This is a genomic window from Micromonospora aurantiaca ATCC 27029 (assembly GCF_000145235.1).
GTDB classification, from domain to species: Bacteria; Actinomycetota; Actinomycetes; order Mycobacteriales; family Micromonosporaceae; genus Micromonospora; species Micromonospora aurantiaca.
The window spans coordinates 3,876,817-3,901,721 of the sequence record NC_014391.1 but is presented as its reverse complement, the minus strand read 5'-3'; the positions used below and the strand labels follow the sequence as shown (position 1 = coordinate 3,901,721).

Here is a 24,905-nt window from a genome sequence, read left to right as displayed (position 1 = left end):
GGCGTGTCAGCGACCCAAACTCCTTGGTCAACAAGGTGGATCCGGGGTCGGCGCTTGACCCTCGCCCCCTGACCCCGCTGATCATGAAGTTGACGGGAACAAATCGGACGCTCAGCGCCGCCAACCTCATGATCGTCGGGGCGGGTCGGGGCGGGGCGGGGCGGGGCGGGGCGGGGAGCCGGGGGGAGGGTGGGTCAGGGGTGGGGGAGGTGGGTGGAGAGGACCTTCAGGGTTTCGGCGGTGGCTACCGCGTCGCTGCGGGCGCTGCCGTGGCGGCCGTCGCTGCTGTACAGCGACGGGTCGGCCACCAGCGGGTGGTCGGTCAGGTGAACGTGCAGTGTGCCCAGGCACTCGGCCACCGCCCGGGTGTGCCGGGACAGCCGCCGCATCCGCTCGCCCAGGCCCGCGCGCAGCGCGTCCGGCACCGCCGGGCTGTGCGACACGTCGAACATGCCCACGGTGATGACGTCCGCGCCCGCCTCCCGTAGCGCGGTGATCATGGCGGTCAGCTCGGCGTCGACAGCGTCCGGGTCGTAGGCGGACCGGAACGCGTCGTTGCCGCCGCACACCACCAGGGCCAGGTCCGGCTCGAAGGCCAGCGCGCCGGCCAGCTGGGTGGCCCGGACCTCGTGCGCGCGCAGTCCGCGCCGGCCCAGGTTCAGGTAGGCCAGCTCCGGCCGGATCGCGCGCAGCTCGGCGGCGATCCGGTCGGCCCACTGGAGGTCGGGGTAGCCGTCGGCGGGTTCGCACAGTCCTTCCGCGACGCTGTCACCCAGCACCACGAACCGCCGCCACGGGTGCCCGCGCAGCAGGTCGGCGGCCTCTCCCGGACGCAGGCACCACGGGTCGGTCGCCTCGGTCAACGTCGATGGCATGCCCGGCAGGCTAGCCGAGCGTCCCACGCCGGGAAAGAGGCTCAGCCCAGCAGGGCCAGCAGCTCCCCGGGCCGGCTCAGGCTGAGGTCGGCGGGCTCGTCGGGGTCGTACTGGTGACCCCACGCGGCGGCGACCGCGACCGCGCCGCTGCGCCGGGCGGCGCGTACGTCCAGTGGTGAGTCACCCACGTACGCGGCGCGGCCGGGTGGCACGCCGAGCCGACGGCAGGCCGCCTCCACGCCGTCGGGCGCCGGTTTGGGGCGGTCGACCTGGTCCCCGCCGAGGACGACCTCGAAGTGACCGAGCAGGCCCGCCCGGTCGAGCAGGATCTCGGCGGCCCGGTGGCTCGCGCCGGTGAACACGCCGACCGGCACCCGGGCGGCGATCTCGGCGAGCGCGTCGGCGACGCCGGGGTAGACGCGTACCCGGCCGGCGAGCGCATCCAGCTCGGTGTGGTAGTGGTCCAGGTCCTGGTCGGAGGCGGGCCGCCGCAGCAGGTGCGCCAGCAGGTCCGCAGGGGAGCCGATCGAGTAGCCGGCGATGACCTCGGCGTCGGTGTACGACGGCCCGCCTCCGGCCCGCACCGCCGCCCGGTACGCCGCGGGCACCACCGCGTGCGACTCGACGAGCGTGCCGTCCATGTCGAAGACGATCGCGTCCACCGGGCCGGTCACGCGTTCTCCGCCCGGTGCGCCGTGGCGAGCCGCTTCGGGGCCCGCGCGTACCACGCCTCGGTGACCAGCTCGGTCAGCTCGTCCACGCCGATCCGGTCGAGCCGGACCAGCACCGCCGGGTATCCGTCGAAGTGCGGCGTGGTGAAGTAGACAGCCGGGTCGTCGGCGATCAGCGCCTCCTTGGCGCCCAGGTCGGGCACCCGCGCGCCGAGGATCGGGCCGTCCGGCGCGGCGTCGCCGAGCGCATCGAGTTCGCCGCGCCGCAGCGGCCGCTCCCAGACGAACGACTTGTCGCGGACCCGCCAGGCGGGCGCCTCGTCGTACGTGGGTCGCTCGGTGGTCTCGGGCAGGCCCAGCGCGATGCGCCGCACGTCTTCCCAGGTCGCCATGGCCCCGACCCTACCGCCGCCCCCCGGCACCGCGGCCCGGACCGGCGGGCCCGGACCGGCGGGCTCAGACCGGCGTGGGCGCGGCAGGTTCCGCGGCCGGGCGCCGGGACGCGCGGCTCAGCAGCAGTGGCCCCACGGTCAGCACCAGGCAGACCACCGACATCACCAGCAGCGCCGGGGTCAGGTCGAGCAGCGCCACCGACCAGCCGCCGAGCAGCGCGCCGACGGGCAGGCCGAGGAACGCCACCGATCCGGAGATGCCCAGCACCCGGGTCTGCAGCTCGCCCGGCACCCGCTGGTAGAGCGCGGCGCCGAGCAGCGGGTTCACCGCCGCGATGCCGATGCCGGACAGAAACGTCACCACGAGCACCACGACCAGGTCGTCGCTGAGCGCCAGCGCGAGCAGCCGGGGCGCGCCGCTGAGCGTCAGCCCGAGCGCGAACGTCGTCCCGGCCGGCAGCCGGGTGCCGAACATCGTGAACAGCAGGTTGCCCAGCAGCGCGCCGGCCGAGAAGACGCCCAGCAGCAGACCGAATCCGGCCGGGTCGCCGAGCACCTGGTTGACCCAGAGCGGGATCCAGACCGCGACGCTGGCGTTGGCGAACATGTTCGACACCGAGACCACGATCAGCATGGTCATCAGCGTCCGGTCGGTGCGCAGGTACGCGAAGCCGCCGCGCAGCGCCCGCAGGTACGGCTCCCGGGGCGCCGGTTGCGCCGGTGCCGGTGGCCGGACCAGCACGCCGATCAGCAGCGCGCAGACCGCGAACGTGGCCGCGTCGATCCAGATGGCCCGGGTCAGCCCGACCCAGTCGATGAGCAGTCCGCCGAGCACCGCGCCGAACAAGGTCATGCCCCGGGCCAGGCCGTCGTAGGCGCTGGTGAGCCGGATCAGCGGCACCCCGGCCCGCTCGGCCGCGGGTTTGAACAACACGTGCTTGACCCGGTCGCCGATGCCGCGCAGCCCGCCGGCGATCGCCACCAGCACCAGCAGCGTGCCGAAGCCGAGCCAGGGCGCCAGCGCCACCACGGCCATCGCGACGGCGCTCGCGGCGTCCACGAACACCGAGGTGCGGCGTACCCCGAACCGGTCCGCCCATGGGGTCGCGAGCGCGCTGGAGAGCATGTACGGAAGCGTCTCCGCCGCCGCGACGAGCCCCATCTTGGTGGGACTGCCGGTGGTCTCCAGCACGAGCCAGGGGATGGCGACCACCGAGATCCGGGTGCCGAGGTTGGACAGCAGGTCGGCGCCGACCAGGGTGTACAACTCCCGGCGCGGGTTCACGCCGGACTGCCGATCGGGTCGGCACCGGCCGGGTGGGCCGCCGCGTACCGGGCCCGCAAGGCGCGCTTGTCCACCTTCGCGGACCGGTTCAGCGGCAGCGCGTCGACGAACTCGACGGCGCCGGGCGCCCACGTCTCGCTCAGTTCCCGGATCACGAGCGCGATCAGCTCGTCGCCGGTCACCGACGCGCCCGGCGCGGGCACCACGTACGCGTGCGGCAGCTCCCCGGCCACCGGGTCCGGTACGCCGATCACGGCGGCGGCGCGTACCTCGGGGTGGCCGGCGAGCACGTCCTCGATCGGGCGGGAGTAGATCGGCCAGCTGCGCTGCCGGGTGAGGATCCGGTCCTGTAACCGGTCGACCAGGTAGAGGTAGCCGTCGGCGTCGAGGTGCCCGATGTCGCGGGTGCGGACCCAGCCGTCGACGAGCGTCTCGGCGGTCAGCTCCGGCTGACCGTGGTAGCCGGCGAAGCTCAGCTTGGTGCGCACCCACACCTCGCCGTCCTCGCCGGCCGGCAGCACCCGCCCGCCGGCGTCGCGGATCTCCACCGACACGTCGCCGTACGGGCGGCCGCAGGAACGCAGCCGCTCCGGGTGCTCCGGGTCCTCGGTGAGTCCGGGCAGCGCGCAGATGACGACTGCCTCGCTGAGCCCGTACACGATGCGCAGGCACGGGCCGAAGCGGGCGATGGCCTGGCGCAGCCGGGCCGGCGCGGCGGGCCCGGCGCCCACGTTGAACATGAACATCGCGGAGAAGTCGGCGCCCGGCAGGTCGGGGTGGTCGAGCACCTCGTAGAGCATCGGCGGGGTGACGAACGTGGAGGTCAGCCGTTCGGCGTCCACTGTGGCGACGAACGCGGCCGGATCCCACTGTTCGCGCAGGAACAGCACCCCGCCGGTGAACAGGTTGATCAACGTGGTGATCTGGCCGCTGGCCAGCCACATCGGGGAGTGCGACAGGTGCCGCAGCAGCGGGAACCCGGCGCCCCGGAAGTCGGCGGCCAGTGCGAGCACCTGCCGGTAGAAGCTCTCCCGGTGGTGCACCAGCTTCGGCGTGCCGGTGGTGCCGCTGGTCTGCAGGATCGACTCCGGCGCCGGCACCTCGGCGGGCAGCTCCGCGGCCGGCCCGGCGGCCCCGGCGGTCAGGTCCGGTCCGGCGCCGCCGGGTCCGAGGCAGAGCACCGGTACGCCGGACAGGCCCGCCGCGACCTCCACCGCCTGCGCGTCACGCGGGTCGTGGACGAACGCCTCCGGCGCGGACAGCGCGACGAACTCGTCGACCTCCCGCCGCGAGGTCACCGGGGCCACCCACATGCTCCGGCAACCCAGCAGGTGCAGGGCCAGTTGCAGCAGCGGGCCCTCGACCGTGTTGCCGAGCATCACCAGCACCGCCGCGCCGGGGCGTACCCCGTGGTGGCGCAACGCGGCGGCCAGGCCGCGCACCTGCGCGGCGACCTGGGGGTAGGTGAGGCGGCGTCCGCCGCCGACGAGCGCCTCCCGGTCGCCGAACCCGGCGAACAGCTCCAGCGCCTCGTGCACATAGTTCGGCCGGTCGGTCATCGGGCAGCCCCCATCATGGTCCGCGAGCGGCGTCCGGCCAGGTCAGGGCCGGGACATGACGGCAGGTGCCAGGGTCGGCGACCGCACCGCCGCCAGCCCCGAGCCTAGGCAGCCGCGGTCCACGCCGGACAGAGCCGATCGTCGCTGCGTCACGCCCCCCGGGCATTTGATCATGTCGATCAGGTTGATTGACGCTCGTCACGGCCGGAAGCTAGTTTCCGGTCCATCGCCCGGGCCGGTGCCGCCGACCGCGTCACGCCCGGGGCTGCCGACCATGGAGGATCGATGCCGACCCCGAAGAGATGGCACGTCATAGCTTCCGCCGTAACGCTGCTGATCGCCGCCACCCCGGCGGTCACCGCGAGCGCCGGCCCGACCGGGAACGACCGCGCCGGGCACGGGCGCGCCGAGTGGGCCGGAACCTGGGCCGCGGCGGTGACCCGCGGGAACACCGTGGGCCTGACCGAGACCGGCCTGAACAACCAGAGCATTCGGATGACCGTGCAGACCTCGGTGGGCGGGCCGCGCCTGCGGGTGCGGCTGACCAACCTCTACGGCCAGCAGGCCGTCCAGGTCGGCAGCGCCACCATCGCCCGGCCGAACACCGCCACCCCCGATGACCTGTCCGACATCGTCCCGGCCAGCATCCGGCAGCTGACGTTCTCCGGCGCCGGCACGGCGACCATCAACAAGGGCGCCGAACTGCTCAGCGACCCGGTCAACTTCCCGGTGACCGAGCAGGAGGACCTGGTGGTCACCCTGTACTTCCCGGTGCTCACCGGGCCGGTCACGTTCCACGGTCAGTCCAAGGTCACCAACTTCATCGGCGCCACCGACCTCACCTCGGCGGCCGACGGCACCGGCTTCACCATCCGGCCCAACTGCTGCTGGATGTTCCTGTCCGGCATCGACGTGGAGCGCAAGGCCACGCCCGGCTCCGTGGTGGTGCTGGGTGACTCCATCAGCGACGGCAACGGCAGCACCGTCAACGCCGACCGCCGCTGGCCGGACTTCCTGGCCAAGCGGCTGATCGACGCCCGCCCGGAGCCGCGTACCCCGGGTGTGCTCAACCTCAGCCTGGCCGGCAACCGGCTCAACCACGAGGGCACCGAGCCCGGCGCGGGCGGTTTCCCCGGCTACTACGAGCTGGGCCCGAACGCGCTGGCCCGGCTCAACGAGGACGTGTTCCCGCAGACCGGGGTGCGGACCGTCATCACCCACCTGGGCATCAACGACATCTGGATGAACGGCGACAGCCCGGAGGCGATCATCGCCACGCTGCGCCAGCTCAACCAGCAGGTCAAGGCGCGCGGCCTGACCAGCATCGCCGGCACGCTCATGCCGTACGAGGGCAATGGCGGGCCGGGCGTGTGGACCCCGGAGAAGGACGCCACCCGGCAGGCCGTCAACACCTGGCTGCGCGGGCCCGGCCGCGCCGAGTTCGACGGCGTCGTCGACTTCGACGCGGTGATGCGGGATCCGGCCCAGCCGAGCCGGCTGCTGCCGGCGTACGACTCGGGTGACCACATCCACCCGAACGACACGGGCGCCGCGGTGATGGCGAACGCCGTACCACTGAAGCTGCTCGGACTGTGACACCGGGCGGGGGCGGCGGTCGACACGACGCCGCCCCCGCCGCCGTTTCCTGGGGAGGAAGAGACAGTGGACGTCAGCGAGATCCTGACCGGCCTCTACAGCGAGCAGGGCCGGCAGAACCCGTATCCCTTCTACGCGGCCCTGCACGAGCACGGGCCGATCAACGCCGTTCCGGCCCGGGCCGAGCACAGCACCGTGAGCGCGGTGGCCGGCGGGTACGACGTGGTGGACCAGATCCTGCGTGATCCCGGCTGGTACAAGGGCTTCCCGCCCGGCTGGGAGGAGCAGGAGATCCTGCGTACGTTCCTCACGTCGATGATGTTCGTCAACCCGCCGGACCACACCCGGATGCGCGCGGTGTTCGCCAGGACGTTCACCCCGCGCCGCCTCGGCGCGCTGGAGCCGGTGATCGAGCGGATCGTCGCCGAACGCCTGGATCACATGGCCGAGGTGGGCGCGGACGGCCACGAGGTGGACTTCGTGGCCGACTTCGCGTACCCGGTCCCGGCGCTGGTGATGGCCGAGTTCATCGGCCTGCCCGCGGCGGACCTGTCCTGGTACCGGCAGCGGGTCGACTGGATCGACGAGTACATGGACGTGTCCGGCAAGACGCCGGAGCGGCTGGCCCGGGCCAACCAGGCCGCCGAGGAGTTGCGCGTCCTCTACCGGGACCTGATCGCCCACCGGCGCCGTACGCCCGGCCACGACCTGATCAGCGGGCTGGCCGAGGTGCTCGACGCGGGCGGCGTCGACCTCACCGAGGATGAGTTGATCAGCAATCTGATCGTGCTGTTCAACGCCAGCTTCGTCACCACCGTCTACATGTTCAGCAACGGCCTTCCGCTGCTGCTGGACCATCCGGACGTCACCGCCGCGCTGCCCGGCGACGACGCGCTCGCCCGGGGCTGCGTGGAGGAGGTGCTGCGGATGGAGAGCCCGGTGCACTTCCTGGCCCGCTCCGCGCCCGCAGGCGTCGACCTCGGCGGGGTGCCGATCGACCGCGACGACAACGTGCTGCTGCTGATCGCCGCCGCCAACCGTGACCCGGCCCGGTTCCCCGACCCGGACCGCTTCGACCCGCGCCGCGACGGCCCGCCGTCGCTGGCCTTCGGCGTCGGGCTGCACTTCTGTCTCGGCTCGGCGGTGTCCCGGCTGGAGGGCCGGCTGGCGCTGCCGCGCCTGTTCGCGCGCTTCCCCCGGCTCGCCGTCACCCAGCCCTACACGTACAGCGGGAGCCTGTTCCTGCGCGGTATCGACAAACTCTTCGTCACCACCGGGGAGGCCGGATGACACTCGATCCGCAGGTGGTCGCGTGGCGGGCCGCGAGGGCCGCCGCCGGCACCGTGCCGCTCTACACCCAGACCCTCGCCGAGGCCCGCGCCGCCGACCTCGCCGCGATCCGCGCCGGCTCCGGCGCGGTCGAGCCGGTCGCGGAGGTACGCGACACGACGGTGCCCGGCCCGGCCGGGCCGCTGCCGGTGCGGATCCACCGGCCGGACGGCGACGGACCGCTGCCCACGCTCGTCTACTTCTTCGGCGGCGGCTGGACGCTCGGCAGCGTCGACACGGCCGACGGGATCTGCCGTCGGCTGGTCAACCTCACCGGCGCCCAGACCGTGACCGTCGGCTACCGGCTCGCCCCGGAGCACCCGTTCCCGGCAGCGGTGGAGGACTGCCATGCCGCGTTGCGGCACCTCGCCGCGCACGCCGCCGAGTTCCGCGTCGACGCCGACCGGCTGGCTGTCGGCGGGGACAGCGCGGGCGGGAACCTGGCCGCCGCGGTGACGCTGCTGGCCCGCGCCGACGGCGGTCCCCGGCTCGCCGCCCAGTTGCTCGTCTACCCGAACACCGACCAGCGGCCCGGGCACCGGCCGGCCGACGACGAGGACCCGATGCTGTTCAACAGGCACTCGGTCGGCTGGTACCGCGGCCACTACCTCGCCGACCCCGGCGACGCGGCCCACCCGCTCGCGTCGCCGCTGCTCGCCGAGGACCTGTCCGGCCTGCCCCCGGCGTTCGTGATCACCGCCGGGCACGATCCGCTGCGTGACGAGGGCCTGCGGTACGCGTCTCGGCTGCGCGAGTCCGGTGTGCCCACCGAGACGGACGACCACCCGGGCATGGTGCACGGGTTCTTCGCCATGCCCGGCGTGTTCGACGCCGGCCGGCTGGCCCAGGAACGCGCCGCCGCCTTCCTGCGCCGCGCGTTCGGGCTCGACCCGGCGCACGCCCGGGCGGCGACGGGTGCCGACCATGGCTGACCCGGCGGACGGGTTCGTGCCACCGGCCAGCCTGGCCGAGTTCGCCGCGCTCGCCCGGGCGGTCCTGCCGGCCGACGTGTGGGACTTCGTCGACGGCGGCAGCGGCACCGAGACCGCCCTTGCGGCGAACCGGGCCGCGCTGGACCGGGTGGCGGTGCTGCCCCGGATGCTGGCCGGGGTGGACGACCCGTCCACCGAGGCGACGCTGCCCGGCGGCCGGGCCGCGTTGCCGGTGGCTGTCGCACCGATGGCGTACCAGCGGCTGCTGCACCCCGACGGCGAGCCGGCGCTCGCGGCGGCGGCCCGCGCGGCGGGCGTGCCGTACGTGGCCAGCACGCTGGCGAGCACCCCGATCGAAGAGATCGCGGCGACCGGCGCGACGGTGTGGTTCCAGCTCTACTGGCTTCGCGACCGCGCGCTGGTGGCCGACCTGCTCGACCGGGCGTCGGCGGCCGGCTGCGCGGCGGTGATGGTGACCGTGGACGTGCCGGTGCTGGGGCGGCGCCTGCGCGACGCCCGCAACGGCTTCGCGCTGCCGCCGCACGTCACCGCCGCGAACCTGCCCGGCGGCCGGGACGACCTGGCGCATCAGGGCACGCCCGGCGTCTCGGCGGTGGCCGTGCACACCGGCGCGGTCTTCGCCCCGGCGTTGAGCTGGGCGGACCTCGACTGGCTGCGGGCGCGTACCCCGGTGCCGTTGCTCGTCAAGGGCATCCTGGACCCGCGCGACGCGGTCCGTGCGGCGGACGCGGGCGTCGACGCCGTGGTGGTCTCCAACCACGGCGGACGGCAGCTCGACGCCGCCCCGGCCAGTGCGGCCGTGCTGCCGGAGGTGGTCGCGGCGGTCGACCAGCGGTGCGCGGTGCTGCTGGACAGCGGCGTCCGCGGCGGCGTCGACGTGCTGCGCGCGCTGGCGCTCGGCGCGGACGGCGTGCTGCTCGGACGGCCGCTGCTCTGGGCGCTCGCGGCGGGCGGCCGGGCCGGCGCCGAGGCGGCGCTGGCGCTGCTCGCGGGGGAGTTGCGCGACGCGCTCATCCTCAGCGGCTGCCCCGACCCGGCCTCGGCCCGGCGGCTGCGTACCCGGATCGGAGGCTGACGTGGAACCCGTCGACCTGGCCGTCTCGGCGCTGCACGGCAGCGTCGGCGACCCGGCGCTGAACTCGATGAACTTCCTCAACGAGGTGGCGCAGCACTACCCGGACGCGGTGTCGCTGGCGGCCGGGCGGCCGTACGAGGAGTTCTTCGACTCCGCGCTGCTGCACACGCACCTGGACCGCTTCCGCCGCCACCTGGCCGAGGAGGTCGGGCTGGACCGGGCCGGCGTGGACCGGACGCTGCTGCAGTACGGGCGCACCAAGGGCATCGTGCACCACCTGATCGCCCGGCACCTCGCCGTGGACGAGGGGCTCACCGTCGACCCGGAGTCGATCGTGGTGACGGTCGGCTGCCAGGAGGCGATGTTCCTGGTGCTGCGCGCGCTGCGGACCGGCCCGGCCGACGTGCTGTTCGCGGTGGCGCCCACGTACGTCGGGCTCACCGGCGCGGCCCGCCTGGTCGACCTGCCGGTGCGCCCGGTGGCCGGCGGGCCGGACGGCGTCGACCTGGCCGACCTGCGCGCCGGGGTGCGCCGGGCCCGCGCGGAGGGGCTGCGGCCCCGCGGCTGCTACGTGATGCCCGACTTCGCCAACCCGTCCGGCGTCAGCATGGACACCGAGCAACGGCGGCGGCTGCTGGGGCTGGCCGCCGAAGAGGACCTGCTACTGATCGAGGACAACCCGTACGGTCTGTTCCCGGCCGACGGTACCGACCGGCGGCCCACGCTCAAGGCGCTGGACACCGCCCGGCGGGTGGTCTACCTCGGCTCGTTCGCCAAGACCGTGCTGCCCGGCGCCCGGGTCGGCTACGTGGTCGCCGACCAGCGGGTGGGCGAGACCGACGGCACTGTCGTCCCGTTCGCCGACCACCTCGCGAAGATCAAGAGCATGGTCACTGTGAACACGTCACCGATCAGCCAGGCGGTGATCGGCGGCGCGCTGCTGGCGCACGACTGCTCGCTGGTGGCCGCGAACGTCAGGGAGCGGGCCGCGTACGCCCGCAACCTGCGCCACCTGGTCGACGGCCTGGCCCGGCGCTTCCCGGCCGGCGGCCCGGTCTCGTGGACCGTGCCTGCGGGCGGGTTCTTCGTGGTGGTGAGCGTGCCGTTCGCCGTCGACGACGCGCTGCTGCATCGCTCGGCGCGTGAGTACGGCGTGCTCTGGACCCCGATGGCGCACTTCTACGATGCAGGCACGCCGGTCGATGCGCTGCGGCTGTCGGTGAGCGCCGTCACACCGGAGTCGATCGATCTGGGTCTGGACCGGCTCGCCGCGCTGGTCACTGACACCATGGCCGCCGGAGTGACGCCGGAGTGTCAGGGTTCCGGCACAGTGCGTGTTTCCTGACGCCGTTCCTCTGTTGATAATGGACGAATGGTTGCCTGGGAGTACGCGTTGCTCGTTCGTCGGTATCAGGGTCAGGGTCGCAATTTCCACGTTTCGTTCGTGTGGTACGGCCCGGACGGGTCACGCACCGACGTGACGGCATACGGCGACACCGCTATCGCGCACCTCAACCGGGTCGGCCGGGAGGGCTGGGAACTGGTCTCCGCCGCCGAGGACGTGAACAACGTGCAGGGCAGCACCGAGGTCCACCGCTACCACCTGAAGCGCCCGCTGCGCTGACCCCTGAACCGCCGGCACCCCGGGAGACTCCTTCTCCCGGGGTGCCGCTTCGTGTCGGCCGGGCGCTCAGCCCAGGTCGACCGCCGGGTAGAGCGGGAACGGCGTGAGCAGGTCGGCGGCCTGCTTGCCGACGGACTCGGCGACGGCCGGGTCCAGCACGTACTTCGCCTTCGACGGTGCGCCGTCCGGGCCGGTGCCGGGCGTGGTCTGGCTGAGCACGGTGTGGATCAACTCGGCGGTGGCGTCCATCTCGGCGGCGCCGAGGCCCCGGGTGGTCAGCGCCGGGGTGCCGATGCGGATGCCGGAGGTGTACCAGGCGCCGTTCGGGTCCTGCGGCACCGAGTTGCGGTTGGTGACGATGCCCGAGTCCAGCAGCGCCTGCTCGGCCTGCCGGCCGGTGAGGCCGTACCCGGACACGTCGATGAGCACCAGGTGGTTGTCGGTGCCGCCGGTGACCAGCGTCGCGCCCCGGCGCAGCAGACCGTCGGCCAGCGCCTGCGCGTTGTCCACGATCCGCTGGGCGTAGTCGGCGAAGTCGGGGCGGCGTGCCTCGGCCAGCGCGACCGCCTTGGCGGCCATCACGTGCGGCAGCGGCCCGCCGAGCACCATCGGGCAGCCCCGGTCGACCTGGTCGGCCAGCTCCGGCCCGCAGAGCACCATGCCGCCGCGCGGGCCGCGCAGCGACTTGTGCGTGGTGGTGGTGACGATGTGCGCGTGCGGCACCGGGTCGAAGTCGCCGGTGAAGACCTTGCCGGCGACCAGCCCGGCGAAGTGGGCCATGTCGACCATGAACGTGGCGCCGACCGAGTCGGCGATCTCCCGCATGATCCGGAAGTTGACCTTCCGCGGGTACGCGGAGTAACCGGCGACCAGGATCAGCGGCTTGAACTCGCGGGCCGCCTCGGCCACCCGGTCGTAGTCGATCAGGCCGGTGGCCGGGTCGGTGCCGTAGCTGCGCTGGTCGAACATCTTGCCGGAGATGTTCGGCCGGAAACCGTGGGTGAGGTGCCCACCGGCGTCCAGCGACATGCCCAGCATCCGCTGGTTGCCCAGCTCACGGCGCAGCGCGAACCAGTCGGCCTCGGTGAGGTCGTTGACCTGCCGCGCCTGCGCCTTGCGCAGTGCGGGGGACTCGACCCGGTCGGCGAGGATCGCCCAGAACGCGACCAGGTTGGCGTCGATGCCCGAGTGCGGCTGCACGTACGCGTGGGACGCGCCGAACAGCTCGCGGGCGTGCTCGGCGGCGAGCGCCTCGACGGTGTCGACGTTCTGGCAGCCGGCGTAGAACCGGCGCCCGACCGTGCCCTCGGCGTACTTGTCGCTGAACCAGTTGCCCATCGCCAGCAGCGTCGCCGGGGACGCGTAGTTCTCGCTGGCGATGAGCTTGAGCGACTCGCGCTGGTCGGCCAGTTCCGCGGCGATGGCGTCGGCCACGCGCGGCTCGACGCCGCGGACGACCTCCAGCGCGCTGCGGAAGGCGGTGGACTCGGCGTTGCGCGACATGCGACCTCCAGGTGACGTGCGGAAGGCCCAGGCGCTCGGCATGCGTCCTCATGACGAGGCCGCTCCCCGATGGTGCTCCATCTCCACGCGCCAGTCACGGCCTGTGCCGATCCTACCGGCCCGGCCGGGACCTGCGGGGTTGGGCCGCCCGTCCCGGGGAGGCCCGGCCGACACGGAGTTCTTCGACCGGGCCGGCATGACCGGCACCCGGGTCGGCCAGGGGCCCACGGACGACCCCCGCACGGTGGCCGAGGACGCGTTCGAGGCGCTGACGAAGGGGGGAGCACAAGGTCGCCGCCGGCTCGCTGGTCAACAAGATCCAGGTGGCCGCCGGCAAGATCATCCCGGACCGGCTGAAGGCGGTGCCGGTGTCAGGCGACCACGGCGTCGAGCGACTTCTTCAGCGCCTTCGGGGCGGTCGGCGTCGTGGGCGCCTTCGGCCGCAGGTCGAGCATCCGCTGGCCGATCTCCTGGAGCGGGCTACGGCCGAGCGCCTCGCGGACCTTCGGGAACCACTCCTGCTCCTCCTCCTCGATGTGGTGCAGCACGTTCTCGATCAGCACCGTCGTCTTGGCGTTGAAGCGCTCGTCGCCGGCGTCCATCGTGAACAGCTCGAAGCAGAGCACGTCCGCGACGTGGTGCTCCTCGTACGACTCCAGCACGTCGTCCTCGACGTCGGGCACCAGCTTGCGGACCTCCGGGTACATCACCTCGTTCTCCAGGTAGGTGTGCACCGTGAGGGCTTCGAGGATCTGCCCGACGATCTTCCCGCGCTTGCTCGCCGGTCCCTCCTCGGCCTCCTGGAAGGCCTTGAACAGGCGGCGGATCTCCTTGTGGTCCTCCTTGAGCAGGACGATCGCATCGGTGGACACCGGTTACCTCCTAAGTCGGCTGACGGTGCCCCCCTACCCGGTGCCCCACCAGGACAAACAGACCGGGCCCGGCGTGATCGCCGGGCCCGGTCCACGCGGGTACCTGTTACTTCACCGCGTTGTACGCGTCCACGACGCCGGCGCCGTAGAACCCGTTGCGGTTCCCGCCGGAGCAGGTCGCGTCGTACGCGTTCGGGCCCGCCGGGATCAGCGGCACCGGGTTGTAGACGCCCGACGGGCAGGACTTCGCCACCGCCGTGCGCTCCAGGAACGAGGCCAGCTGGCCCGGGCTCATGCCCGGGTGCGCGGACAGCGCCAGCGCCGCGACGCCGGTGGCGTGCGGGCCGGACATCGAGGTGCCCTGCTTGTAGCCCCACCCGTTGGTGCGGGTGGCGGTGTTGAAGGTGGTGGACAGGATGCCGTCGGCGGACGTCGAGCGGGCGCCCTGCGTCCGGAACCGGGTGTCGCCACCCGGCGCGGTCACGTCGATCACGCCCTGGCCGTACGAGGAGTAGTAGCTCTTCTCCCCGGTCGGGCCGACGGCGGCGACGGTCACCACGCCCGGCGCCTCGGCCGGCAGGTCGAGGCAGGCGTTGGTGAGGTTCTCGCGCTCCTCCGGCGTGCCGTTGTTCGGGCTGCCGGTGTCGGTGATCTTGTGGGCCAGGTCGTAGTTCGAGTTACCTGCGGACGCGACGTGCAGCACACCCTGGGACTGCGAGTAGCGCAGGGCCCGCTGCACGGCCTTCCACACCGGGCGCTGACGCGCGTCGTTGCGGCAGTTCAGCTCCCACGGGTCGATGTAGTAGCTGTTGTTGGTGAGCTGGAAGCCGTGCTCGGCGGCCCACATGAACCCGCAGACCGCGGCCTCCGGGAAGATGTAGCCGTCGTCGTTGACCACCTTGACGGCGGCGACCTTCACGCCCGGGGCGACACCGGTGACACCGACGCCGTTGACCGCGGCGGCGATGGTGCCCGCCACGTGGGTGCCGTGGTCGCTCGTGGTGGGGTTCCACGCGGCCTCGGCGGTGTTCGGGACGCCGCCCACACAGGAGGCGCTCTTGTCCTTGGCGATCTGGGTCGCCAGGTCCGGGTGGCTGCTGGAGATGCCGCTGTCCAGCACACCCACCACGACCGACGGGCTGCCGCCGGTCACGGCGTGCGCCTGCGGGACGCGGATCTGGGGCATGTCCCACTGCAGGTTGTAGAGCGGCTCGGCGGTCGGGTCGCCGGTGGCCGCGGCGACGGCGGCGGCCGGCACCTCGACCGTCTCGCCCTCGTCCAGGGCGGTGCCCAGGCCGGCGGTGGAGGCGACCGACTCGACGCCGGCGCCCGCCACCCGGGTGGCGAAGTCCGGGGCGGACGAGCGCACGACCAGCACACCGATCTTGTCGTACGCGGCCACCACGGTGCCGTCGGCGGCCGCCACGCGGGCGGCGGCCTTGGCGGTGCTGTTGCCCTGCGGGGCGAGCACGATGTACGAGGTTTCCGGTCCGACGGCCGCGGCCGGTGCCGTGCCGCCGACGAGGGCGAGCCCGGCGCCGAGCGTCACTGCCGACGCCGCGGCGAGTGTCTTGCGACGGAGGTTGTTCACACAGACTCCCAGGGGTTCGTGCGGGTGGACCGCACCCCTGAGCGGGCTGCGGTCCGGGCGGAGGCACGGCGAAGTACCGGCCTCGCCCGGACCAGCGCCACCGCCTCCCGGGGTGTTACACGTGGTGGGATCCCGGTGACGTGGATCGTCAGACGGTGGCGATCGTGTAGGGGATCTCGTCCAGCAGTTCCCGGGCGAGGAAGCCGATCCGCCCGTACCGGGGGACCAGCCGCTGCCCGCTCACCGCGTGCGCGAACGCCGCCCAGCAGGCCGCCTGCGCCGGGTCGGCGCCCCGGGAGAGCAGGCCCGCGAGCAGCCCGGCCCGCACGTCGCCGCTGCCCGAGGTGCCCAGTCCGGCGTCCCCGCTCTCCTCCCGCCAGGCCCGGCCGTCCGGCGTCGCGATGTGCCCGTACAGCGAGACGACCGCGTCGTACCGGCCGGCCAGTTCCACCGCCTCGGCGTCCAGGTCGTCGCCCGGATCGCGTCCCAGCAGGTGCCGTGCCTCGGTCAGGTTGGGAGTGAGCACCGCCTTGCGGCTGGCCCCGGCCAGCAGCTCCGGCGCGTGGCTGAGCGCGCCGAGCGCGTACGCGTCGAGCACCAGCGCGGTCTCCCGGCCGGCCGCGTCCAGGACCAGGCGCAGCAGTTCCCCGGTGGCCTCGATGTCCGTGAGGCCGGGTCCGACCGCCACCACGTCGGCCTCGGCGACCAGGCCGCGGAGCAGGTCGCCCGGGTCGCCGCGGACCGCGCCGTCGCCGGTCTCCGGCAGGCCGATCACGAGCGCCTCCGGCACCTGGATGCTCAGCGACGCCGCAGTCGACTCGGCTGCGGCGAGCTGGAGCACGCCGGCGCCGGCCCGCAGCGCTGCCACCCCGGCCAGCAGCACCGCGCCGGGGGTGAACCGGGAGCCGCCGACCACCAGCACGGTGCCGCGCGCCTCCTTGCCGCCGGTGGGCACCGGCAGCGCCCAGTCCCGCAGCAGCGCGGGGGTGATCACGTCAGACCGGCTCGGCATTGACCTCGTCCTCCCTGGTGGGCTTCGCCCCCTGCAGGTGCAGGTGGGCGACGTCGTTGAACACCTCCGGCACGAGCCGGCCGGCGTCGTCGGCGTGCCAGGCGGTGACCGAGCAGTTGGCGATCACGTGCTCGCGGGTCAGCGCCATCAGCTCCGCCTCGGTGAGCCCTTCCACCAGGTAGCGCAGCAGGAAGACCAGCGCGTCGTGGCCGAACAGCAGCACCCGGCCCCCCTCGTGGTCGCGGCGCAGGTCGCCGAGCAGCGCCCGTAGCCGCAGCGCCACGTCGGTCCAGGACTCACCGCCGGGCGGCCGGTAGTAGAACTTGCCGAGCCGGGTACGCCGCTGCGCCTCCTCCGGGTAGCGCCGGGTCACGCCGTGGCCGGTGAGCCCGTCGAGGATGCCCAGCTCCCGGTCGCGCAGCCGCTCGTCGACGCTCGCCGGGATCCCGGTGCCGTCGAGCGCCAGCTCGGCCGTGCGCACCGCACGCAGGTACGGCGACACCACAGCCACGTCCGGCCGCCTCGACTCCGGCAGCCCGGCCAGCCAGCGGGCGGTCGCCCGTGCCTGCTCCTCGCCGGTCTGTGACAGCGGCACGTCCGCGTCCCGGTGGCTGAGGTCGATCAGCTCGGCGCCGGACGTCTCGGCCGCCGTGGCCGCCACGTTCGCCGTGCTCTCGCCGTGCCGGACGATCCAGAGCGATCCCAACTCCGCCATGCGGCTCCCGGTACCCGGGGCTCGGGACGGATAACCGTGCCGGCTCAGTCGAGCAGTCGTCTCAGAGCGTCGTTCAGCCGGGGCGCCAGGGTGGTCACGTACGTCGCCGTGAGGTGGCTGCTGTCCCGGTAGATCAGCACGCCACCGATCACCGGCGCGCATCGCTCGGTCGGACAGATCGAGTCGGTCAGATCGATCAGGTGCACGCGGGGTTGGTCGACCACCGCTCGCAGCATCGGATTGGCCGCTCCGGTGGCCAGGGCCACGTCACGGGGGCTGGTGCAGCGGGTCAGCTTGCGCGGGTTGGCGGTGACGCACTCGGGGATGTCCATCGACTGGTACGGGGTGTCCCGGATGACGGCGACGGGCACCTTCGCCGCGGTCACCTCGCGCCACGTGGTGCGCATCGCCTCGGTGAACCGGTCGGCCACCACCCGGTTCTCGACCGGCTCGCCGTTCTCCAGCACCACGTAGATGGTGTGGCTGACCACCAGCAGGTTGGGCTTGCGTTCACCGGTGAGTGCCTGCAGCACGGATCGGTTCCAGTCGAGGCATTCCGGCTGGGGGCGGTTCTCCCGGGCGATTCCCCGGTTCAGGAACGGGCACGCCTGCCGGACGTACGACTCCAGCCGCCAGTTGTTGGCGTCGGCGATGCCGCGCAGTGCCGGTAGCCACTGGTTGGCGTGCGAGTCCCCCACCAGGGCGACCCGGAAGGCCGAGTCGGCGTCACCGTACAGGCACGGGGACGGCTGCCCGCCGTCGAATCCCGCCGTGCACTTGTCCGGCCATGCCTCGGGCCCGTCCTTGAGCGCGGTCAGCGGGTCGGGGACCACCGAGGCGACCCGGTCGACCGGCGCGCCCGCGCTCTTGCCGCTGGTGAGCACGGCGGCTCCCGGCGGGCCGGCCGGAGCCGTCGCACTGGCGGTGGCCTGTGCCGTGCTGAGCGGCGGCAACACCACGGTGGAGACCGGCGCCTGCGGTGGCGGCCAGACGGTGAACTGGAACATCAGTCCCGCCGCTACCGCGACACCGGTGCAGGCCGCGCCGATCCGAAGGGCGGCGGCAGGCTCCCATTGCAGGGTCTTCGACAGCCGGATGGGGTTCTCCACGAAGCGGTAGGACAACACCGCGGGAACCGCGGAGAGCGACACGACAATCAGCCCTGCGACGGGGGTCAGCTCACCGAAACGTGCCTCGGCCACGACGAGCAGCGGCCAGTGCCACAGGTACAGGGAGTAGGAGACCGCACCGACGGCACGGAACGGGGCCAGCCCCAGCATCCCCGCCGGGCCCGCGCGTCCGGCGGCCACCGAACAGCCGATCACGGCCGCCGTGCCGAGCGTCGGCAACAGCGCGGCGGTGCCCGGGAACGGGGTGTCCGGGCCGAGGACGAAGGCGCCGGCCGTGACGGCGCCGAGACCGGCCCAGGCGAGCAGGGCGGCGAGTGCCCGGGGCAGGCGGTGGAGGGCGGTACCCGCGATGGCCAGTGCTCCGCCGAGCGCGAGTTCCCACAGCCGGGTGGTGGTGACGAAATAGGCGGGTCCGGGGTCGGACCGGGTCAGCCACACGGACCAGGCGAAGGACGGCACCGCCACCAGGACGAACCCGACCATCAGCAGGGCGGGACGCACGGCGCGTCGCCGGCCCGGCAGGGCCAGGACGAGTAGCAGGAGGGGCCAGACGAGGTAGAACTGCTCCTCCACGGCCAGCGACCAGAAGTGCTGGACGATGCTCGGCGCCTGATCCGCCGCCCAGTAGTCCACGGCCTGCGCCGCCAGGCGCCAGTTCATCCCGTAGACGGCGCTGGCCACCACGTCCCAGCCGGTCGCCGACCAGCGGGTCCGCGGAAGGAGGGTGTAGGCCAGCAGCAGGCTGACGACGAGCACCAGGACCGCGGCGGGCAGGAGTCGTTTGGCCCGGCGGGCGTAGAACGCCGTCAACGAGATCCGCCCGGTACGACGCAACTCGCCGACCAGCAATCCCGTGATCAGGAATCCGGAGATCACGAAGAAGACATCGACGCCGACGAAGCCTCCCGGCACCAGGTTGCCGGCGGCGTGACCGGCCAGCACCAGCAGCACGGCGATGGCCCGGAGCCCTTCGATGTCCCCGCGGAAGGCGGACCGGGGCGACCCGGGTTGATTGATGCCGTTTTCAGCCATGAAGCTCCACCTGTCCGTTCGTATCTCCTTGCGGCATAACGACGGACCAAGTGGGAGGTTGCCGGCGGACGCGGCATGCCCGCGGTGCCGGCCGCGACAGTCCGGTGACCGGGACTGCGCAGCCGTGCATCGACCCGGCACAATGTCCCACGACGCGGGACGGACGGTCCGGGTCCGAGGGAGGCGCACATGGCGACTGTGGTGCGGGGTCTGCGGGAGGCGCTGGTGCTATTCCTGATCGCCACGGTGGTGATCGCGGCGGCGGTCGGCATCTGGGTGGCGGTCGGCGGCGGGGACTTCACGCACCGGCTGGGGGTGGCGTTCATGATCGTCGGCGCCGTGATCGGGATGACCGGCGATCTCACGCTGAGCCGCATCGGCATGCTGCCGGCCCGCTCCACGTTCGGCCTGGCGCCCGAGCGGGAGGACGGCGGCGGCGGGCGGGTGCTCACCGGCGTCGGCATCTTCCTGTTCGTCTCGGTGCCGCTGATTGTCGTCGGCGCGCTGCTGATCACCTGAGCACGTGACCACCGTCGCCGGATCGGTCAGTCCTCCGGCGAACCGGGACTCACGAGGCCCGTCTCGTAGGCGACCACCACCGCCTGGACCCGGTCGCGCAGACGGAGTTTGGCGAGGATCCGGGCGACGTGGGTCTTCACAGTCGCCTCGGACAGGTGCAGCGCCTCCGCGAGTTCGGCGTTGCTCAGGCCGCCGGCCAGCAGGCGCAGGACCTCCGTCTCGCGCCGGGTCAGCGTGGCCAGGTCGCGGTGCACAGTCGCCGTCTGCGGGTCGCGGCGGGCGAAGCGCCGCACCAGCCGGCGGGTGATGGCGGGTGCGAGCAGCGCGTCACCGTCCTGGACCATGCGTACGGCCGCCACCAGATGTTCCGGTGTCACGTCCTTGAGCAGGAAGCCGCTCGCCCCGGCGGCGAGCGCGGCGTAGACGTACTGGTCCAGGTCGAACGTGGTGAGGATGATGATCCGGGGCGCCGCGACGGCCCCGGTGAGGATGCGGCGGGTGGCCTCGAGGCCGTCGAGCTCGGGCATGCGCACGTCCATGAGCACCACGTCGGGCCTGGTGCGGCGGACCGCGTCCACCGCCTCCGCGCCCGTCGCCGCCTCGGCCACCACGTCCACCCCACCGGCCGTGAGGATCATGCGGAACCCGGTACGGACCAGTGCCTGGTCGTCGGCGACCACCACTCGTACCGTCATGTCGCCTCCCACGGGATCACGGCCTCGACGTGGTAACCGGCGCCCGGCCGGGCGCCGGCGCGCAACGTCCCACCGTAGACGGCGAGGCGCTCCCGCAGCCCGATCAGGCCGCGCCCGCCCGACACCCCGGTGGCGGCCGGTACGCCGGGCTCGGTGTTGCCGACCTCGATCCGCAGGGTCTCCGGCGAGTACTCGACGACGACGGTGCCGGCGGCGCCGGGCGCGTGCCGGACCATGTTCGTCAACGCCTCCTGCACCACCCGGTACGCCGTCAGCCCGACACCGGAGGTGACCGGCCGGCGCTCGCCGGAGATGGTCAGCCGTACCGGCACGCCGGCGTCCCGCATGCGTTCGATCAGCTCGGGCAGGCCCTCGATCCCGGGCTGCGGGTCCTCCGGGTCGTCCGGTTCGGACTCGGCCAGCAGGCCCATGACGTGCCGCAGCTCGGTGAGCGCGGACCGGCCGGTCGACTCGACGGCGAGCAGCGCCTCCCGTGCCTGATCCGGTGCGGCGGCGAGCACCGTCCGGGCGGCGCCGGCCTGGATGACCATCACGCTGACGTGATGCGTCACGACGTCGTGCAGTTCCCGGGCGATGCGGGCCCGTTCACCGGCGACCGCGTCGCGCAGCGCCTGCTCGTGGGCGCGGGCCTCGGCGGTGAGCCGCCGCCGGTCCTCACCCGCCCGTCGCCGCCACACGTGGTGGCCGCCCGCGGCGGCCACCAGCGGGGCCAGCACGACGAACGGCAGGTAGCCCGCGGACACCGTGAACGGCATCAGCTCCCGGAGGCCCAGGGCGAGCAGCGCCACCGCCGGGACGGACACCAGCGCCGGCAGCCGGTACGGGCTGTGCGCCGCCGCGCTGTGGACGGCGACGAGGCAGGTCAGCACCACGCACGGGTACAGGGCCGGCTGCCGTTCCCCGCCGGTCACCAGCACCAGTGACGCGGCGGCCATCGTCGCCCAGAGCACCGCGAGCGGATACCGGCGGCGCAGCACCAGCGGTGCGCACATGACGAAGACCAGCAGCAGTGCCCCGAGCGTCGACCCGGGCTGCGCGGGCTGCATCTCCGGCGGGACCGCCAACGGGGGCAGCGGCAGTGGCGGCGGCAACGGCGGGGGCGGGACGCCGACGTCGTCAGTGGCGGCCTGGAAGCACACCAGCCCGAGTACACCCGCCAGCGCCGCGTCGAGCAGCAGCGCCCGCCAGCCCGGCCTCGGCAGCGGTCCCGTCGCCACGATGCCTCTCACGAGCCACATTCTCGCCGCCGTACGCCGGCCGGGGCATCGGTCACGGTGTGCAGTGCGACTACATCGCAGGGATGACCCCGGGCGAAGATCCGCCTCCGGCGGTACGGGTGGTGCGTCGCCGGACCGATGCCCAGGCCTCGGATCCGCCCCTAACGTCACGGCGTCCAGTCGACAGGCCTGACCCGAGGGGCGACACATGACCGATCCGATGATCGACGTACGCGGGGTGACCCGCCGATACGGCGAGGGGCCGCCCGCACTGCACGACGTGTCGCTGACCGTCCGGCCCGGCGAGTGCGTGGCGGTGCTCGGCCCGTCCGGCAGCGGGAAGTCCACACTGCTCAACCTGCTCGCCGCGCTGGACCGGCCGGACGCCGGCACGGTGACCGTCGCGGGCACCCGGCTGGAGAAGCTGGGCGAGGCCGCGTCGGCCCGGTTCCGGCGCGCACACGTGGGCCTGGTCTTCCAGTTCTTCAACCTGCTCGACGACCTCACAGTGCTGGACAACGTCCTGCTGCCCGCCCAGCTGGCCGGCGCACCGGCCCGCGCGGCGCGCGAACACGCGGCCTCCCTGCTGGACTCGCTCGGCATCGCCCGGCACGCGCACGCGTACCCGGGACGCCTCTCCGGCGGTGAGCGGCAGCGCGTCGCCGTCGCCCGCGCCCTGATCAACCGGCCCGCGCTCCTGCTGGCCGACGAGCCGACCGGCGCGCTGGACACCGCCTCCGGGGAGGACGTCCGGCGCCTGCTCGACGAGCTGCACCGCAGCGGCCAGACCATCGTGCTCGTCACCCACGACCTGCGGCTGGCCGAGGCGTCCGCCGGCCGTACGATCCGCCTGCGCGACGGCCGGATCGAGGTGCGACGGTGAGCGGGCTGCGCCGGGTCGTCCGGTCCGGCGTACGGCGCCGCCGGGTGCAGACAGTCGTCGTCGGCCTGGTCACCGCCGCCGCCGTGACCGCCACGGTGCTCGGGGCCGGGCTGCTCGTCGCGTCGCAGGCGCCCTTCGACGACGCGTTCGCCGCCCAGCGGGGAGCGCACCTGACCGTGCGGGCGGACTCCGGTGCGGTGACGGAACCACAGCTCGCCGCGTCGGCCTCGGCGCCGGGCGTGGTGGCCGCCGCCGGTCCGTACCGGGTGCTGGTGGTCGCCTTCACGGAGCGCGGCGGGATGCGGACACCGCCGCTGACAGTCGTCGCGCGCACCGATCCGGGCGGCCCCGTCGACCGCATCGAGCTGGCCGGCGGGCGGTGGCCGACCGGTCCGGACGAGATCGTGCTGAGCGGCGGAGCGGTCCGCCTGCCGCCCGGGGCCCGCCTGACCACACGGGGCGGCGGAGAGTTCACGGTGGTCGGTACGGCCCGGTCGATCAGCGACACCGCCGGCGCCTGGGTGCTGCCGTCCGCCGTCGGCCGACTCGACGGGCCGGACACGGCGGACGGGTACCAGATGCTCTACCGGTTCGCGGACGCCCGCACCGCGACGGAGGTCGGCGCCGGACGGGACGCCGTGGTCGCGGCGCTGCCCCCCGGCGCGGTCACCGGCGCCCGATCCTGGCTCGACGTGCGGCAGCAGGCCGTCGAGGACGCGGCCGTCTTCGTGCCGTTCCTCGTCGCGTTCGCGCTGCTCGGCATCGTGATGGCGCTGCTGGTGGTCGGCACTGTGGTCGCCGGAACGGTCGGCGCCGCCACCCGCCGGATCGGCATCCTCAAGGCGCTCGGCTGCACCCCCGCGGGCATCGTCCGCGCCTTTGTCGCGCAGACGCTGCTCCCGGCCGCCGTGGGTGCCGTCGCCGGAACGGTCACCGGGAACCTGATCGCGCTGCCGGTGCTGGCCGAGACCGAGCAGGTCTACGGCTCGGCGAACACCACCATCGCCTGGTGGGTGACCGTCCTGGCCACCGGCGGGGTGCTGGCGGTGGTGACGCTGACCGCGTGGACGGCCGCGCTGAGGGCGGGCCGGCTCCGTACCGTGGACGCCATCGCGGTCGGACGGGCGTCCGGTCCGGCGCGGGGCCGGTGGGCGTTGCGCCTGGCCGCGCGGCTGCCGGTGGCCAGGCCGGTGGGCCTCGGCCTGGCCCGCCCGTTCGCGCGGCCGGCGCGCACTATCGCGATCCTGCTGGCGGTCGCGACGGGCGCGGCGGCGGTGACGTTCGCGACCGGGCTCGCCGCGTCGCTGCTGCGCATCCAGACCGCGCTCACCCAGGACGTCGCTGACGTCACTGTGAACGGCGACCCGGACGCCGGACCGGCCGCCGCTCCCACCGCCGATCCGGCCGCGGTGCTGGCGGCGATCGACGCCCAGCCGGGCACCCGCGCCAGGTACGGCCTCACGCAGGCACCGGGCGCCGTCGCGGGCGTCGCCGACCCGGTCTCCGTCACGACGATCACCGGCGACGCGGCGTGGGACGGCTTCGAGATGGTGTCCGGACGCTGGTTCGCCGCACCCGGCGAGGCCGTCGTCGGCGGACCCCTGCTGACCGCGACCGGAGCCCGGATCGGCGACACCGTCACGGTCCGGATCGAGGGCACGCCGGTACGCCTGCGCGTCGTCGGCGAGGTGTTCGAGTCCGCCATGGCGGTGTTCACCGGTACCGCCACGCCCACCGGCCGGAACCCGTTCGAGTACCGGATCGCGCTCGCCCCGGACACCGACGCCGGCGCCTATGCACAGGCGCTGACCGGCGCACTCGCCGGCCGGGGCCTCACCGCGCGGCCGAGCGGCGCGGAGACCGACCCGCTCCTGCTGGTCGTGGAGGGGCTGACCGCCACGCTGACCCTGCTGCTCCTCGCGGTGGCCGCGCTGGGCGTGCTCAACATGCTCGTCCTCGACCTGCGCGACCGGGTCCACGATCTCGGTGTGCACAAGGCGCTCGGCATGACGCCGGGCCAGACGATCGCGATGGTGGTCGCCTCGGTCGCCGCCGTCGGTCTGGTCGGCGGGCTGCTCGGCGTACCGGCGGGTGTGGCGATGCAACGGCTCGTCGTCCCGGCGATGGCCGCCAACGGCGGACTGCACCTGCCGGAGAGTCTGCTCGACGTGTACGGGCCGGTCCTCCTGGCGGCGCTGGCGCTGGGCGGGCCGCTGACGGCACTGCTCGGAGCGCTGCTGCCGGCGGGGTGGGCGGCCCGGACCCGGACCGCGACGGCACTGCGGAGCGAGTAGCGCGCCCGGCGGCGTCGCGGGTGTCGGTGGGGCCGGTTATGGTCCCCGCACACTGCGGGCGA

At 73.7% G+C, this 24,905-nt stretch carries 22 protein-coding genes and 1 riboswitch; of the genes, 9 read left to right on the top strand and 13 right to left on the bottom strand.

Annotation, left to right across the window (positions count from 1 at the left end):
- Window positions 1–194: 194 nt before the first annotated feature.
- The 5 genes from MICAU_RS17305 to MICAU_RS17285 form a co-directional block, all read right to left on the bottom strand.
- A complete protein-coding gene (locus MICAU_RS17305; protein WP_013286627.1) occupies window positions 195–875 on the bottom strand; it encodes an SGNH/GDSL hydrolase family protein in 681 nt (226 codons plus the stop codon).
- 41 nt (window positions 876–916) lie between these two features.
- Entirely contained in the window at window positions 917–1,549 is a 633-nt protein-coding gene (locus MICAU_RS17300) for an HAD family hydrolase (protein ID WP_013286626.1), read from the bottom strand.
- Window positions 1,546–1,938 carry an MmcQ/YjbR family DNA-binding protein gene (locus MICAU_RS17295; RefSeq protein WP_013286625.1) on the bottom strand — a complete coding sequence of 131 codons (393 nt, stop codon included), beginning with the start codon at window positions 1,936–1,938 and terminating at the stop codon, window positions 1,546–1,548. The genes MICAU_RS17300 and MICAU_RS17295 overlap by 4 nt, the downstream gene beginning before the upstream one ends.
- Window positions 1,939–2,002: 64 nt before the next feature.
- The gene (locus MICAU_RS17290; protein WP_013286624.1) at window positions 2,003–3,223 is read right to left on the bottom strand and encodes an MFS transporter; all 1,221 of its coding nucleotides are present in this window, start codon (window positions 3,221–3,223) and stop codon (window positions 2,003–2,005) included.
- A complete protein-coding gene (locus tag MICAU_RS17285) occupies window positions 3,220–4,782 on the bottom strand; it encodes a class I adenylate-forming enzyme family protein (protein ID WP_013286623.1) in 1,563 nt (520 codons plus the stop codon). Before MICAU_RS17285 ends, MICAU_RS17290 begins: the two co-directional genes overlap by 4 nt.
- Before the next feature lie 285 nt (window positions 4,783–5,067).
- Between MICAU_RS17285 and MICAU_RS17280 the strand changes: the two genes are divergently transcribed.
- The 6 genes from MICAU_RS17280 (at window position 5,068) to MICAU_RS17255 (ending at window position 11,359) form a co-directional block, all read left to right on the top strand.
- Complete coding sequence (locus MICAU_RS17280; RefSeq protein WP_013286622.1) at window positions 5,068–6,378, top strand: SGNH/GDSL hydrolase family protein; 1,311 nt, start codon at window positions 5,068–5,070, stop codon at window positions 6,376–6,378.
- Between the two features lie 66 nt (window positions 6,379–6,444).
- Window positions 6,445–7,668, top strand: coding sequence for a cytochrome P450 (locus tag MICAU_RS17275; RefSeq protein ID WP_013286621.1), 1,224 nt, complete (start codon window positions 6,445–6,447; stop codon window positions 7,666–7,668).
- Window positions 7,665–8,639 (top strand): alpha/beta hydrolase, encoded by a 975-nt coding sequence (locus tag MICAU_RS17270; protein WP_013286620.1) that lies wholly within the window; start codon window positions 7,665–7,667, stop codon window positions 8,637–8,639. Before MICAU_RS17275 ends, MICAU_RS17270 begins: the two co-directional genes overlap by 4 nt.
- Window positions 8,632–9,735, top strand: coding sequence for an alpha-hydroxy acid oxidase (locus MICAU_RS17265; RefSeq protein ID WP_013286619.1), 1,104 nt, complete (start codon window positions 8,632–8,634; stop codon window positions 9,733–9,735). The genes MICAU_RS17270 and MICAU_RS17265 overlap by 8 nt, the downstream gene beginning before the upstream one ends.
- A 1-nt stretch (window position 9,736) precedes the next feature.
- Window positions 9,737–11,080: an aminotransferase-like domain-containing protein gene (locus tag MICAU_RS17260; RefSeq protein ID WP_013286618.1), complete on the top strand. Its 1,344-nt coding sequence runs from the start codon at window positions 9,737–9,739 to the stop codon at window positions 11,078–11,080.
- A gap of 27 nt (window positions 11,081–11,107) precedes the next feature.
- Window positions 11,108–11,359 carry a hypothetical protein gene (locus MICAU_RS17255; RefSeq protein ID WP_013286617.1) on the top strand — a complete coding sequence of 84 codons (252 nt, stop codon included), beginning with the start codon at window positions 11,108–11,110 and terminating at the stop codon, window positions 11,357–11,359.
- A gap of 66 nt (window positions 11,360–11,425) precedes the next feature.
- Here the strand turns inward: MICAU_RS17255 and MICAU_RS17250 are convergent, their stop codons facing one another.
- The 6 genes from MICAU_RS17250 to MICAU_RS17225 all read right to left on the bottom strand — a co-directional run bounded on the left by MICAU_RS17250 (window position 11,426) and on the right by MICAU_RS17225 (window position 19,214).
- Window positions 11,426–12,862, bottom strand: a complete 1,437-nt coding sequence (locus MICAU_RS17250) for a glycine hydroxymethyltransferase (protein ID WP_013286616.1) — start codon at window positions 12,860–12,862, stop codon at window positions 11,426–11,428.
- Window positions 12,863–12,880: 18 nt separating this feature from the next.
- A riboswitch (ZMP/ZTP riboswitch) is annotated at window positions 12,881–12,970 on the bottom strand.
- Between the two features lie 263 nt (window positions 12,971–13,233).
- On the bottom strand, window positions 13,234–13,734 hold the full coding sequence (locus MICAU_RS17245; RefSeq protein WP_013286615.1) for a hemerythrin domain-containing protein: 501 nt from the start codon (window positions 13,732–13,734) through the stop codon (window positions 13,234–13,236).
- A 106-nt stretch (window positions 13,735–13,840) separates the two neighbouring features.
- Window positions 13,841–15,325 (bottom strand): S8 family peptidase, encoded by a 1,485-nt coding sequence (locus MICAU_RS17240; RefSeq protein WP_013286614.1) that lies wholly within the window; start codon window positions 15,323–15,325, stop codon window positions 13,841–13,843.
- Window positions 15,326–15,473: 148 nt separating this feature from the next.
- Window positions 15,474–16,337, bottom strand: coding sequence for an NAD(P)H-hydrate dehydratase (locus MICAU_RS17235; RefSeq protein ID WP_013286613.1), 864 nt, complete (start codon window positions 16,335–16,337; stop codon window positions 15,474–15,476).
- Window positions 16,321–17,052 carry a histidine phosphatase family protein gene (locus tag MICAU_RS17230; protein WP_013286612.1) on the bottom strand — a complete coding sequence of 244 codons (732 nt, stop codon included), beginning with the start codon at window positions 17,050–17,052 and terminating at the stop codon, window positions 16,321–16,323. The genes MICAU_RS17235 and MICAU_RS17230 overlap by 17 nt, the downstream gene beginning before the upstream one ends.
- A gap of 44 nt (window positions 17,053–17,096) precedes the next feature.
- On the bottom strand, window positions 17,097–19,214 hold the full coding sequence (locus MICAU_RS17225) for an acyltransferase family protein (RefSeq protein ID WP_013286611.1): 2,118 nt from the start codon (window positions 19,212–19,214) through the stop codon (window positions 17,097–17,099).
- Window positions 19,215–19,403: 189 nt separating this feature from the next.
- Between MICAU_RS17225 and MICAU_RS17220 the strand changes: the two genes are divergently transcribed.
- The gene (locus MICAU_RS17220; RefSeq protein ID WP_013286610.1) at window positions 19,404–19,733 is read left to right on the top strand and encodes a hypothetical protein; all 330 of its coding nucleotides are present in this window, start codon (window positions 19,404–19,406) and stop codon (window positions 19,731–19,733) included.
- 26 nt (window positions 19,734–19,759) lie between these two features.
- Here MICAU_RS17220 and MICAU_RS17215 read toward each other — a convergent pair whose 3' ends face one another.
- Both MICAU_RS17215 and MICAU_RS17210 read right to left on the bottom strand, forming a co-directional pair.
- Complete coding sequence (locus tag MICAU_RS17215) at window positions 19,760–20,428, bottom strand: response regulator (protein ID WP_013286609.1); 669 nt, start codon at window positions 20,426–20,428, stop codon at window positions 19,760–19,762.
- Window positions 20,425–21,687 carry a sensor histidine kinase gene (locus MICAU_RS17210; protein ID WP_013286608.1) on the bottom strand — a complete coding sequence of 421 codons (1,263 nt, stop codon included), beginning with the start codon at window positions 21,685–21,687 and terminating at the stop codon, window positions 20,425–20,427. Before MICAU_RS17210 ends, MICAU_RS17215 begins: the two co-directional genes overlap by 4 nt.
- Before the next feature lie 187 nt (window positions 21,688–21,874).
- Between MICAU_RS17210 and MICAU_RS17205 the strand changes: the two genes are divergently transcribed.
- Together MICAU_RS17205 and MICAU_RS17200 are read left to right on the top strand one after the other, a co-directional pair.
- On the top strand, window positions 21,875–22,549 hold the full coding sequence (locus MICAU_RS17205; RefSeq protein ID WP_013286607.1) for an ABC transporter ATP-binding protein: 675 nt from the start codon (window positions 21,875–21,877) through the stop codon (window positions 22,547–22,549).
- On the top strand, window positions 22,546–24,843 hold the full coding sequence (locus MICAU_RS17200; protein WP_013286606.1) for an ABC transporter permease: 2,298 nt from the start codon (window positions 22,546–22,548) through the stop codon (window positions 24,841–24,843). Before MICAU_RS17205 ends, MICAU_RS17200 begins: the two co-directional genes overlap by 4 nt.
- Window positions 24,844–24,905 lie beyond the last annotated feature (62 nt).

Coding starts and splice junctions, on each gene's coding strand:
- MICAU_RS17305 (WP_013286627.1), bottom strand. CDS start 875: ATGCCATCGACGTTGACCGAGGCGACCGACCCGTGGTGCCTGCGTCCG.
- MICAU_RS17295 (WP_013286625.1), bottom strand. CDS start 1,938: ATGGCGACCTGGGAAGACGTGCGGCGCATCGCGCTGGGCCTGCCCGAG.
- MICAU_RS17285 (WP_013286623.1), bottom strand. CDS start 4,782: ATGACCGACCGGCCGAACTATGTGCACGAGGCGCTGGAGCTGTTCGCC.
- MICAU_RS17280 (WP_013286622.1), top strand. CDS start 5,068: ATGCCGACCCCGAAGAGATGGCACGTCATAGCTTCCGCCGTAACGCTG.
- MICAU_RS17270 (WP_013286620.1), top strand. CDS start 7,665: ATGACACTCGATCCGCAGGTGGTCGCGTGGCGGGCCGCGAGGGCCGCC.
- MICAU_RS17265 (WP_013286619.1), top strand. CDS start 8,632: ATGGCTGACCCGGCGGACGGGTTCGTGCCACCGGCCAGCCTGGCCGAG.
- MICAU_RS17255 (WP_013286617.1), top strand. CDS start 11,108: ATGGTTGCCTGGGAGTACGCGTTGCTCGTTCGTCGGTATCAGGGTCAG.
- MICAU_RS17250 (WP_013286616.1), bottom strand. CDS start 12,862: ATGTCGCGCAACGCCGAGTCCACCGCCTTCCGCAGCGCGCTGGAGGTC.
- MICAU_RS17235 (WP_013286613.1), bottom strand. CDS start 16,337: ATGCCGAGCCGGTCTGACGTGATCACCCCCGCGCTGCTGCGGGACTGG.
- MICAU_RS17230 (WP_013286612.1), bottom strand. CDS start 17,052: ATGGCGGAGTTGGGATCGCTCTGGATCGTCCGGCACGGCGAGAGCACG.
- MICAU_RS17225 (WP_013286611.1), bottom strand. CDS start 19,214: ATGGCTGAAAACGGCATCAATCAACCCGGGTCGCCCCGGTCCGCCTTC.
- MICAU_RS17220 (WP_013286610.1), top strand. CDS start 19,404: ATGGCGACTGTGGTGCGGGGTCTGCGGGAGGCGCTGGTGCTATTCCTG.
- MICAU_RS17215 (WP_013286609.1), bottom strand. CDS start 20,428: ATGACGGTACGAGTGGTGGTCGCCGACGACCAGGCACTGGTCCGTACC.
- MICAU_RS17210 (WP_013286608.1), bottom strand. CDS start 21,687: ATGTGGCTCGTGAGAGGCATCGTGGCGACGGGACCGCTGCCGAGGCCG.
- MICAU_RS17205 (WP_013286607.1), top strand. CDS start 21,875: ATGACCGATCCGATGATCGACGTACGCGGGGTGACCCGCCGATACGGC.